This window comes from Natronosalvus rutilus (assembly GCF_024204665.1).
GTDB lineage: Archaea > Halobacteriota > Halobacteria > Halobacteriales > Natrialbaceae > Natronosalvus > Natronosalvus rutilus.
Genome location: NZ_CP100355.1, coordinates 1,829,025 through 1,840,170 on the forward strand (window position 1 = coordinate 1,829,025; position 11,146 = coordinate 1,840,170).

Consider the following 11,146-nt stretch of genomic DNA (forward strand, 5'->3'; position numbering starts at 1 on the left):
CCGTTCACGGTGGGGATACGCGCCGTCACTGGATGACACTACCTACCGATGACTGCACGGCTGGATATTCCACGTACCAACCCAAACATTCACAATAAAAGGCACCATAACTGGTTATGGAGACGTTTCACGAATGTACGTCCACCGCACATATCGGGCGAAAATCCGCAACCACTCACCAGTGGAGCGGATGCTCGACCTGCACGCATGGAGTGCATCGAAACTGTGGAACGTTGCGAACCATCACTCCCGGCAAGTGTGGGAGGAAACTGGCGAGATTCCCGACGATTCGGACTTGAAGCGCGAGTTGAAAGGTCACACCAAATACAAGGGACTGCATTCGCAGTCCAGTCAGCGCGTTCTGGAGGAACTCGCTGAAGCCTTCAACTCGTGGTATGGCAAACGCAAGAACGACTCTCGTGCGAATCCGCCCGGCTACCGCAAGAAAAACTACTACGACGACAACGGCAACCGCGTCCACGAAGAACACCCGCGTTCCACCGTGACGTGGAAGCAGAAAGGCATCCGTCACGACTCGAAACACAATCGCGTCCGCCTCTCGAAGGGCGCGAACCACAAAGACCACCCGCGAGACTGGGACTACATCCTCGTCGAGTACGAGACTCGTCCCGAGGTCACGGTTGAAAACCTGCAACAAGTCAGGGCCGTCTACAGCAAGTCGAAACAGCGGTGGGAACTACACCTTGTCTGCAAACACGAAGTGGAGACACCCGACGCACCCGGCACCGAGACGGCGGGCATCGACCTCGGCATCTGCAACTTCGCCGCCGTCGCATACAGCACCGAGGAATCCGACCTCTATCCCGGCAACCGCTTGAAGCAAGACGGCTACTACTTCCCGAAAGAAATCGCCAAGTGCGACGACTCGGGCGGTAAAGAAGCTACTCGTCTGCAAGCGAAGTGGTCGGAGCGCCGCACCCACTTCTTCCACAGTCTCGCCAAACACATCGTCGAACGGTGTATTGAGAGAGGAGTGGGGCGCATCAACATCGGTAAGCTCAACGGTATTCGAGAGGACGCGAACGGTGAGTCGAAAAGCTGGGGTCGGCACGGCAACCTTGACTTGCACGGGTGGGCGTTCGACCGCTTCACGAAGATACTCACTTACAAAGCGAAAGTCGAGGGCATCGAGGTCGTAGAAGTATCCGAACGCGATACGAGCAAGACGTGTTGCGTATGCGGTAGGAAAGTCGATAGTCAGCGCGTTGAACGCGGCCTGTACGTGTGCGACGAACACGATGATGCGTTCAACGCCGACGTGAACGGGGCGGAGAATATCCGTCTCGACATTAATCAAAGTAACTCCGAGTCTTCGGCCAGTTTGGACGAGGATAGGAGTACCGGCTGGTTGGCACAGCCCGGAGTCTACCTTCACGACTTGACACGCGGATTCTTACCGCGTGACCAAGTGGTAGACTGCAAACCATAATATCCCAACGCTCGGGAATCCTCGCCCTTCAGGGCGGGGAGGATGTCAAACGATCACCCGATGGGAACGTGACCGACTCTCGAGGACGTCGTTCAGCGAGGGAGACTCGACGGCGTTTCGTCGACCACACCGGTTCGTCGTCAAGATCATGCCACTACCCGAGCGAGCACGGTCGGGTGAACGGTTCGCGTCCATCTTCCCGAGTATTGCAACTGGCCGTATTGGGTTCGTTCGGGTTCGTTTCCCTCGAAATCGGCAGGGACCACTCGGTCGACCTGCAGCCGTCTATCCCGCGACTAATTTCGTATTACGTGTGAATAACGATCCATTACACGCCTACCGTCGGCTGATTGTCCGGATTTCGGGACACTGTCCCATTCGAGACTTGCACGGCGTTTTGAAACGCTTGCAGCCGATTTCATTCGTTAGGCGACCTATAGTAAATACCCTAACGTCGAAAGAGGCTGTTGATGTCGACTGAACCAACGCAGTGGACCCCGATGGCGTCTCGAGAGGCGGCGACCACGACTACACCCGAGTGCCTGAACTGTGGCAACCGGGTGACCCGGCAGTTCGCCCGCGTGTTCGGCGACAATCGAGACGACGTCCACGCGTGCCCGGACTGTTCGACCTACCGCGAGATGAAGACGGCCGATTTCATCCCCGAAGATCGACGCTGACCGCCCGTCGTGGTTCGTAAACCCCTACCTGATCACTCGGCCCCCACGCTCCGCGGCTCGAACACCAAAATCGCCTCGTCCGGGAATTGCCTGTCACCCGGCATCGAGGCGCTTTATTCGACGCGATCGCGCGCCGCCGCCACAACCAGCGGCAGCGTGATGGTCGCGTCGGCGTACACCGACACGTTTTGAGCCTCCGGCTCGAGTTTCCCCCACGACCGGGCCTCATCGAGGGTCGCTCCCGAGAGGCCGCCGGTCTGGGGCCGGTCCATCGTCAGCTGGACGGCGTAGTCGTAGGCTCGTGGGGTGACCAGCATCGTCTGGAGCGTGAAGTTCTTCGGCACCCCGCCGCCGACGACGAACGCACCGGCCTCGTCCGCCTCGAACGCCAGGTCGGTCAGGCCAGTCATGTCTCCCAGCGCATCGAGTGAGAAGGCGGTCGTCTGAGAGTACATCCAGGCCTGGAGTCCCAGCACCGAATCCTGGACCGCAGGACAGTAGATCGGCACGTCGTTCTCGTAGGCCGCCGCTGCGAGACCGGGATCCTCCTCGACGTCGTCTCGCTCGTTCATGTCCGCGTTCGCCCGTCCGAGTTCGCGGGTCAGCCGTTCGATCGAGACCGACCCCTCGTCTTCGCACTCGGACTCGAGGACGGGGAACACTTCCTCGCGGAGGTGGCTCTCGAACTCCGCGAAGTGTTCCTGGGGGAGGTAAACGTTGTAGATTCGGTCGACGCCCTCCTCACGAAGTGATTCGTCGTGCTCGCGTTCGGTCTTGCCCTCGGCGTGGACGGCGCCGTGGTGGTGTTTGCCGCCGATGGCCTCGATCGAGTCGTGGGTGAGGTTCGCCCCGGTCGTCACCAGGACGTCGACGTACCCGTCGCGAACGAGGTCGGAGACGATTTTGCGCATTCCCGTCGGGACCATCGCACCCGCGAGGCCGAAGAAAACGGTGACGTCGTCGTCGAACATGGCGCTCGTGACGTCGATCGCCTCGTGGAGGTTCGCCGCACCGACGCCCGCGCGTCCGTACTGGCTCGCGAGGTCGTCGACGGACATCCCGGAACGGACTTCGGCGTGGCCGACGGGGTCGTGGGCGAACGTCTCTCGCTCGGGGTCGTGGTGGTCGGCCTCGTGTTCCGAATCGTGACCGTCGTGGTCGGGATCGTGGGCCTCGTCGCCAGTCATACTCGAGCGTGAGGGTGCCAGTCGTTTCAACGCCGCGATTTTCCGGTCGACGGTCCGTCGCGAACCACATCCGCGTTTTCGACGCCCTGCTCGTCGGTCTCGAGCGGTTCAGGCCGAACTGAGAGCCGTACGGCTCGGGCTCGTGACTCGAGGCTCGAGGCTCGTGGCTCACGCGTCGAATCGGCGGCAAAAAATAACAGGAGCGTGGGAACCGTCGGCGCTCGCGTCAGCTCAGTCGTCGTACTCCTCACACAGCGTGTCGGTGTCGGCGTCGGCCTCGTCGATCTTCTTGTTGTTGAAGTAGAGGTTGACCATCGCCTTCCCCTTCTTGTCGAGGTCGACCCAGAAGTAGTGGGTCTCGCCGACGTCGAGTTTGATCGTGTCGGCCTCTTTGGTGTAGGCGCTCTTCCAGGTCACCCGGACCTTGTAGTCGTAGCAGTTGTGGATGGCGAACCTGGCCTTCCCGGGCTTCTTGCCCTTCCCAGGCCGGTAGCAGAGTCCGTCGAGGTCGATGGCCTCTTTGGGGTTCTCGGGGCCACAGACCTTCTCGGCGACCTCGTCGGTGTCGAGTTCCTCGCCGAGGTACGAGAGGGTGACGTCGTCGTCATCGTCGTCGACGTCGACCCAGACGTCCAGCGAGTCCATCGCGGGCACGTAGCCGGACCCGTCGTAGTCGCAGTCGTCGTCATCGTCGTCATCGTCGTCGACCGACCAGGACACGGGCACCGTCTGCTGGTTGTAATTGAACACGCGGAAGCGTGCGCGGCCGTTCTCGTGGCAGATCGCCCGGAACCGGATCTTGTGCGGGTTCGGCGTGCAGCGTTCGTCAGTGTTGGCGTCTGCCTCGTCGACCTGCTCGTCGTCGTAGAGCAGTTTGACGTGCGCTTTCCCCTTCTTGTCGAGGTCCGCCCAGAAGCACCGCGTGCCGCGTGCGGGAATCGTCAGGAGGCCTCCCTGGTGCATGTAGGTGCTGCGCCAGACGACCTCGACGTCCTCGTAGAACTCGTTGTGGACGCAGAACTTCGCCATTCCGGGGAAGTGGTCGCCCTTCTTCTTTTTCTTCCCTTTCGAGCCGTCGTCGACGTTACCGATCGTGAACGCGCTGACGGACGACTCCTCGTCGTTCAGCGTGAATCGGGCAGTGTAAACGCCAGCTTCGGCCGGGTTCTTGACGTTGTCGAGGCAGACCCGGATTTCGTCGCCCTCCTCGAGGTCGCAATCGCCATCGAACTCGAGGGTGAGCGTCTCGCCGTCGTCGTCATCGTCGACCTCGTCCAGATCGTCGGTCACGTCGTCGCCATTGAGCTCGACCGACACGTCATCGTCATCGACGTTCGAAACGTCGACGCCGCTTCCACAGAAGTCGGCCTCGATCTCGTTCAGCGAGTTCCCGTCGGCGTCGTCACCGACTGTGAGCGTGAAGCAGTACGTCGCCTCGTCGCAGGTCCCGTCGGGATCGACAGTGACGTCGTTCTCACCGTTGTAGACCCGTTCATCGATGTAACACGCGGGCTCGAGATCGATCGCTTCTTTGGGGTCTTCGGGCGCACACACCTTCTGGTCGTTGGCGTGTTTGACGTCGATCTGTTCGCCGTCGTAGAAGAGCCTGACCGTGGCGTCGCCGTGGTCGGCGTCGACCCAGAAATACACCGAGTCCTTGCCGGACACTTTGAGCGAGCCGGATTGGTCGGTTCCGTAGACGTCCCAGGTGACTTTCACTGTCTTCTTGTTGTGGTTGTCGACCCGGAACTTCGATCGGTCTTCCTCGTAGCAACTGGCCACGAGCCTGATGTTGTCGGCCATCCCCTCGCCTGCGCTTACGGTCCCGGTAGCGAAGCCGGTGCCACCGAGAAGCGCACCGGAGGCGGCGATTCGTTTGAGGCTGTCCCGTCTCGTGATGGATCGTTCGTCTGTCATCGTAGTCTCCCGGGGGATCGCCCCCAGAGTGAGTACACCTCCACAAGATGGACAGTTTGTAATCGATGAACTACCGGTTTTCACGAGCATCCTTCGGCGCGAATCGTCTCGCACGCGAGAATGCCACCGTTGCTGATCGAACGAGGGTGTGAGAATCGCTCGAGTAACTGGTCCCAAACTCGATTCCATCACTGATTAGACGAGTGACAGGACCCGTATCCAGCCAGCCGGCCCGTCGATTCGTTCCCCAAGTAGCGACCCCCTTCGCCGGAAATTGACCGCCGTTCGAGGGAGTAGGAGGCAATTAGCGGGCTCGAGAACACCCGTGTGGGACCCGTCGCCTCCCTTCGATGCACTCGCGAGCGTCAGGGTAGCGACGGTGGGAACGAACCGAAATTCGATGCAATGGTTGGCGAGCTAATTGGTCGGCACGGACGCGGCTCGTCGCCGGATCACCTGCTCACAGCCCCGTCGGCGCCTCCAGGAACGTCGTCTCGAGACCCCACTCCTCGGCCAGCCCCTGCAACGACCGGACGCCGAACGTCTCGGTGGCGTAGTGCCCCGCCAGGACGACGTGTACTCCTGCCTCCTTCGCCTCGTGGTAGACCTGCTGTTTCCCTTCGCCGGTGACGAGCGCGTCGGCGCCGGCGTCGACGGCCTCATCGAGCCAGTCGACCCCGGAACCGGTGACGATGGCGACGTTCTCGATCTCGTCTGGCCCGAACCCGAGGAGTTGTACCGGCTGGCCGCCGGTTTCGAGAGTAGACTCGAGCGTCTCCTGGAGTTCCTCGGGCGCGTACGACTCGGCCGTGCGCCCTCGCTGGCCGATGTACTCCGGCCCGTACGCGCCGAACGGTCGACACTCCTCGAGGTCGAGCACGTCGGCCACGCCGGCGGCGTTGCCCAGTTCCTGGTGGCCATCCAGCGGGAGGTGGGAGACGTAGAGCGCCAGGTCGTGCTCGAACAGGGGCTCGAGGCGGTCGTAGGTCTGTCCGGTGACGCGTTCAAACCCGCCCCAGGAGAGACCGTGGTGCGTGACGAGCACGTCCGCGCCCGCGTCCGCAGCGGCGTCGGTTGTCTCTCGAGCGGCGTCGACGGCGAAGGCAACGTGCTCGACTGTCTGTTCATCGGGGCCGACCTGGAGACCGTTCGCGCTGGCGTCGAGATCGGCGAAATCCGCGGTTCTGAGTTCCTCGTCGAAGCGGTCGACGAGCGTGGTGAGGTCCATGCTCGAGGGTTCGTCGGGAGGGGTGTTGAGTCGGACGGTTCGGACTCGACGTCTATCGACGCTCGACGTAACTCAGGATAGCGGGAGAAACGTGACGATGGTCAAAGGAACAACACGATCAGTGTGGCGAGTATCGCGAGAACGAGTATCCCCACGCCGATTCGCACCGGCGTGAAAGCGCTGCCCTCGTTCGCAGGTTGGGCCGTCGTCTCACGGAACTCCGGTCCGAGGGTGTGAACCTGGTCCAGGTTCGGGCAGTTGTGGTTCTCGGGAAGACGGTGTTCGCTACAGTAGTATTCGCCACAGTAGTTGCAATCGTTCGGGAGATCCAGCGGTTCGTGGCACACGTGACAGCGGGACATCTGTACTAGCGGTAGCTCTCGATTAGGACGTGATAACGTTTCCCTCGTTCGAGTTGCTGGATGGGGAGTTCTATTCGACCATCGCCTCGGCTCGAGCCTACCGGTACTGATTCAACCGCGCTTTCAGCCGTTTCACCGCCTGGCCCGCGACGTCGGCGAACTTCTCACCTGCCTCCTCGCCAGCGAAGATGATCCCGCGCGAGGAGTTCACGAGGCCGACTCCATTCGCCAGGCCGAACTCGACGGCCACCTCGGCGTCCCCGCCCTGGGCACCTACGCCCGGCACGAGGAACGGCAGGTCGGGCACCTGCTCGCGCAGGTCCTCGAGTTCCTCGGGCTTCGTCGCGCCCACGACCAGCCCCACGTTGTCGTTCTCGTTCCAGAGGTCCGCGAGGGCCGCGACGCGTTCGTACAGTGGTTCGCCCGTCTCGAGCTCGAGGTCCTGCAGGTCGGCCCCGCCGGGGTTCGACGTGCGACAGAGGACGAAGACGCCCGCCTCCTCGTTCGCCAGGAATGGCTGGAGGGAGTCCCGGCCCATGTAGGGGTTGACGGTGATGGCGTCTACTTTCTCGAGCAACTGGGCATACTGCCTGGTCGTGTTCCCGATGTCTGCCCGCTTGGCGTCGAGCAGGACGGGAACGCCCTTCCCGTGGGCGTAGGCGATGGTCTCCTCGAGCGCCCGCCAGCCGTCAGGGTCCTCGTAGAACGCGGCGTTCGGTTTGAACACGGCCGCGTGTTCGTGCGTGGCGTCGATGATCCGGCGGTTGAACGCCCACCGCGGGAGGTCGTGGTTCCGCAGGTGCTCGGGAATGCGTTTGGGGTCCGGGTCGAGACCGACGCTGACGACGCTGTCGACCGTCACGATGCGGTCGTGCAACCGATCGAAGAAGTTCATATGGCCTCGAGTGCTCGAGGCAGGGACGAAAACGTTACTATTGTGGACGTACCGACGGAGCGGTAGTCGCTCGTTCGAACGACTGGTCGGGGTGGAATGGGATTCGATACCTGATACGGTCGGTTCGCCCTCTGGGTTGCGCCTCGAGAAGGGGATCTGGCGCTCATCTCCAGGTACATGTATTATACAGCATAAACTCGGATGCGTTCGAACGCGCCAAAATAAACGCTCGAGCGGCGCTCGCCGCGGGGAGCGCGGATAGTCGTTACCGCGCGTAACGCGTGGCGCTCTCGAGCCGCTACTGCGTCGTCGTGGATCGTACGACGATGGTCGTTCCAGGACACGTACTTCGCGACCGGCGTCGCCCCGACTGGGACGGTCGGTCGGCGCTGTACATTCGGGTGCTTCATAGCACAGATACTTATGTCACGTGTGAACATAAGACAGTCGTCGACTTCCCGTCGACACAAACGTTTGCTGGCACGAGTGAGAACCCGTTCGCGGAACGGCTCTCGTTGGATCCTCCTGGCCCTGTTGAAATCCTCAACCGTTGATAGGAATAGGGTGCTGAATACAGAGGGTGGGAGAATGGATGCAGCACATTGTCCTCGTTTATTTCAATCATATTGAATGGAACCAACCGGTACATATGGGTACGAACTGAACATGCTCCCTAACGAATAGAGGAATTCACAGGGGTGAGCACTTCTATGATCGTATTGGCCAGACTACCTTGGTGATCATAACCACGACAGCTGTCCGGAAGATGTGTGTAGAGGTGGCCTATGAACGAATCTAGGAAGAGATCCTGGAGTGAGTGATTATCGCTCGAGATGGCGTCCAGGACAGAGGGAGGCGTGAGTGGGAGAAAGAGAGTGACCCGAAAAGAGGGAGAAATCACGCTTTCAAAAGTTCATAATCGGTTTCCGTCTTGCGTTTTTCGGGTTGGCGGTAACCAGGAAGAGAAACACTACGAAGAGAGCCTCAAGCTAAACTCACGGAATCGGATTCGGCGGTTTAGAGCCTTCTCTGAAGGGATCTCACTCATTCACTCGAGTCGATCGTAGGCCCAGTCAGCATACGATTCAAAAGTTCATAATCGGTTCCCTGCTATCGGTTTTGAGGTGCTAGACAGCACTGGAACCACCGATGGGACTGAGATACTTTTCGAGAAGGAAAACACACCATAGAGCGCGTCTCGAACCGGATATGGACGTTTGACGCTTCGAGCCCTGCATCTGCTCAGCGAGTACCGACCACCAAATGGACCTCGCTCGCCCATCAGCCCCGGCAATCACTAAAACATACGCGAACGCTCCTTAATCGCCTCGAGGGGGCTCTTACTCGGCGATTTGGTCACAAGTTATATGCTCGAGGGAGATCTTCATCGTGAAACCGTTCCTAGACTAACTTCATAATCGGCCCTCGAAGAGAGACCAAACCTACTCTTCCGGACGGAAAACCCGATTATGAACCATCTGAAACGTGATTAGTACGTTTTGTTGTAATCCTCAGTAGGTTCCAAGAGTTCTCTGCTGAATATAGAGGATGGATGCAGCACGGTGGCGCCATTTATTTCACGCACTCAAACCGGAACCAACCGCTACATACGGCTGCGAACTAGTCACTCGATTTCTAACTGACCGCTCCCGCCGTCCCCCTCATTGCCGTTCTCGTCCCATTCGAGTTCGAACTCGATACTCAATTCTCCGGGGGCGTCCGTTGGCCCCTCGCGTTCGGCTTTGACCTCAAACGTCGGGCGCGATGGCGGTTCCATTGTCACGGACTCGGAACCGGATTTGAGTGTGATTGTATCCCCTTGTTCAAGCTTATCAGCGACACTGCGGAGATACGAGGCGATGTCTTCTCGGGTCTGGTCACTCTCTGATTTGAACAGGACTTCTTCAGGCATAATGAACGATACGCTGCCTGCACCGATAAGTGAATCCCCTGTACTGAACGATCACTACCGGCACAATCGAGCCAAATCTCATGCGACATTCGCGCTCTCTATTCAGCAGACGAGATCAGGCTTGGCGAATTGTTGGCAGGAACTGCCTGCTGAATATAGAGGATGAGTGCAGCAACCAGCGATCTCTCGTTTCAGTCCATCTGAGAGGATCTTAGCGTTCGGTAGGTGGACATATGCATCACTGATCATCGTTTTGGAGGACGAGAACACAGGGTCATAAGGGCGAAATCAAACCAATACTTTCTCCGTCATCGACAAGAATTCACGTCCATGATGGGGGATGTTTCCATACGGGAGGCGACCAGAGACGATGCAAAAGCAATCAAGCACGTCGCCCGTGACTCGTGGCACGCGGCATACGATTCTGTGCTTGGGGCAGATCGGGTAGACGAGAAAGTAGAGTCGTGGTACGACCCGGAGCGGCTGGTTACTGATGATATCGAGCAGGATGACCGGCTGTTCTTCGTGGCGATCGTCGATGAGACAGTTGTCGGCTTCGTCGAGATGGTTCCCGATGAGTCCGACGACAAGCTCGCTCACCTCTACCGCATCTATGTCGCTTCTGACTACTGGGGACGAGGAATTGGCAGTTCGCTTCTTGACCACATTGAGACAGTTCTCGAAGAGCAGGGATTCGACCGGCTCCAACTTTCAGTGATGGCCGAGAACAATGTCGGCGTTAGCTTCTACGAATCCAACGGGTTTCACCGAACCTCGACGACCCACAACGACCAACTCGATTTCCAGCAATATGAGTACCTAAAGCACCTGGGTTGAGCGATCACCCCTTACGCAAATCGAGTCATATTGCGTGCCACATTCGCGCTGTGTATTCAGCACAGTCGTTGAAAACTATAACTGTGTGGGTATTTCAACAAATATGATAGTACTGCGACCGTCAGTCCTCGCGCTCGAGAGTGAACACCTCGAGGCCGACGTCGTCGCTCGGCCTATATGCTGGGCGCTCATCGACGCTACAGAAACGTTGAGGTCGCGGGCGAGGCTACCGCTCGAGTACTTCCACCAGGTTCCCCTCCGGATCGCGCAGAAAGAGGATCGCGGTGCCACTCTCGGTGGTCCGAGGCTCGCTCAGCGTCTCGACCTCGGCGGGCAGGGACTCGAAGAACGCCTCGAGATCGGCCACCGAGAAGCCGACGTGGGTCGCTCCCGACTGATTCAGTTCGGATTTCGACCTGGCCGTTCCCGCCGGCGCGTACTCGACGAGTTCGAGGCGGACGTCCCCGGCCTCGAGGTGGGCGAATCTGCCCGCGGCCTCGGGGACGTCCACGGCCGTAGCGAACGCTTCACCCGAAACGGCGAAGCGATCGAGCACGTCGAACCCGAGGACGTCGCGGTAGAAGAGAAGGACGGACTCGAGGTCAGAGACGGTGATCCCAACGTGGTGTGTACGTGGCGTCGTCATCGCCTCGACCTCGTGGGGGCGGCGCCAAAAGC

10 protein-coding genes are annotated in these 11,146 nt (G+C 59.7%); 3 read left to right on the forward strand and 7 right to left on the reverse strand.

The window, feature by feature from the left end:
- Positions 1-133 precede the first annotated feature (133 nt).
- Together NGM29_RS08890 and NGM29_RS08895 are read left to right on the forward strand one after the other, a co-directional pair.
- On the forward strand, positions 134-1,450 hold the full coding sequence (locus NGM29_RS08890) for an RNA-guided endonuclease InsQ/TnpB family protein (RefSeq protein ID WP_254160267.1): 1,317 nt from the start codon (positions 134-136) through the stop codon (positions 1,448-1,450).
- A gap of 470 nt (positions 1,451-1,920) precedes the next feature.
- Entirely contained in the window at positions 1,921-2,130 is a 210-nt protein-coding gene (locus NGM29_RS08895) for a DUF7563 family protein (protein ID WP_253434122.1), read from the forward strand.
- A gap of 113 nt (positions 2,131-2,243) precedes the next feature.
- On the opposite strand, the gene NGM29_RS08900 is transcribed toward NGM29_RS08895, so the two are convergent.
- From NGM29_RS08900 to NGM29_RS08925, 6 genes are all read right to left on the reverse strand, one after another.
- On the reverse strand, positions 2,244-3,317 hold the full coding sequence (locus NGM29_RS08900; RefSeq protein ID WP_254160269.1) for a deoxyhypusine synthase: 1,074 nt from the start codon (positions 3,315-3,317) through the stop codon (positions 2,244-2,246).
- 231 nt (positions 3,318-3,548) lie between these two features.
- Positions 3,549-5,234: a hypothetical protein gene (locus NGM29_RS08905; RefSeq protein ID WP_254160271.1), complete on the reverse strand. Its 1,686-nt coding sequence runs from the start codon at positions 5,232-5,234 to the stop codon at positions 3,549-3,551.
- A 460-nt stretch (positions 5,235-5,694) separates the two neighbouring features.
- Complete coding sequence (locus NGM29_RS08910; RefSeq protein WP_254160279.1) at positions 5,695-6,462, reverse strand: Nif3-like dinuclear metal center hexameric protein; 768 nt, start codon at positions 6,460-6,462, stop codon at positions 5,695-5,697.
- 101 nt (positions 6,463-6,563) lie between these two features.
- Positions 6,564-6,824 (reverse strand): AN1-type zinc finger domain-containing protein, encoded by a 261-nt coding sequence (locus NGM29_RS08915; RefSeq protein ID WP_254160281.1) that lies wholly within the window; start codon positions 6,822-6,824, stop codon positions 6,564-6,566.
- A 97-nt stretch (positions 6,825-6,921) separates the two neighbouring features.
- On the reverse strand, positions 6,922-7,719 hold the full coding sequence (gene pyrF / locus NGM29_RS08920; protein ID WP_254160283.1) for an orotidine-5'-phosphate decarboxylase: 798 nt from the start codon (positions 7,717-7,719) through the stop codon (positions 6,922-6,924).
- A gap of 1,624 nt (positions 7,720-9,343) precedes the next feature.
- Entirely contained in the window at positions 9,344-9,631 is a 288-nt protein-coding gene (locus tag NGM29_RS08925) for an amphi-Trp domain-containing protein (RefSeq protein WP_254160285.1), read from the reverse strand.
- Between the two features lie 330 nt (positions 9,632-9,961).
- Between NGM29_RS08925 and NGM29_RS08930 the strand changes: the two genes are divergently transcribed.
- Entirely contained in the window at positions 9,962-10,468 is a 507-nt protein-coding gene (locus NGM29_RS08930; protein ID WP_254160287.1) for a GNAT family N-acetyltransferase, read from the forward strand.
- A gap of 226 nt (positions 10,469-10,694) precedes the next feature.
- On the opposite strand, the gene NGM29_RS08935 is transcribed toward NGM29_RS08930, so the two are convergent.
- On the reverse strand, positions 10,695-11,114 hold the full coding sequence (locus tag NGM29_RS08935) for a VOC family protein (RefSeq protein ID WP_254160289.1): 420 nt from the start codon (positions 11,112-11,114) through the stop codon (positions 10,695-10,697).
- Between the last annotated feature and the right edge of the window lie 32 nt (positions 11,115-11,146).

Excerpts from the sequence above, each read along its gene's own strand:
- NGM29_RS08905 (WP_254160271.1), bottom strand. The coding sequence starts at position 5,234 with ATGACAGACGAACGATCCATCACGAGACGGGACAGCCTCAAACGAATC.
- NGM29_RS08900 (WP_254160269.1), bottom strand. The coding sequence starts at position 3,317 with ATGACTGGCGACGAGGCCCACGATCCCGACCACGACGGTCACGATTCG.
- NGM29_RS08890 (WP_254160267.1), top strand. The coding sequence starts at position 134 with ATGTACGTCCACCGCACATATCGGGCGAAAATCCGCAACCACTCACCA.
- NGM29_RS08925 (WP_254160285.1), bottom strand. The coding sequence starts at position 9,631 with ATGCCTGAAGAAGTCCTGTTCAAATCAGAGAGTGACCAGACCCGAGAA.
- pyrF (WP_254160283.1), bottom strand. The coding sequence starts at position 7,719 with ATGAACTTCTTCGATCGGTTGCACGACCGCATCGTGACGGTCGACAGC.
- NGM29_RS08895 (WP_253434122.1), top strand. The coding sequence starts at position 1,921 with ATGTCGACTGAACCAACGCAGTGGACCCCGATGGCGTCTCGAGAGGCG.
- NGM29_RS08910 (WP_254160279.1), bottom strand. The coding sequence starts at position 6,462 with ATGGACCTCACCACGCTCGTCGACCGCTTCGACGAGGAACTCAGAACC.
- NGM29_RS08915 (WP_254160281.1), bottom strand. The coding sequence starts at position 6,824 with ATGTCCCGCTGTCACGTGTGCCACGAACCGCTGGATCTCCCGAACGAT.
- NGM29_RS08930 (WP_254160287.1), top strand. The coding sequence starts at position 9,962 with ATGATGGGGGATGTTTCCATACGGGAGGCGACCAGAGACGATGCAAAA.
- NGM29_RS08935 (WP_254160289.1), bottom strand. The coding sequence starts at position 11,114 with ATGACGACGCCACGTACACACCACGTTGGGATCACCGTCTCTGACCTC.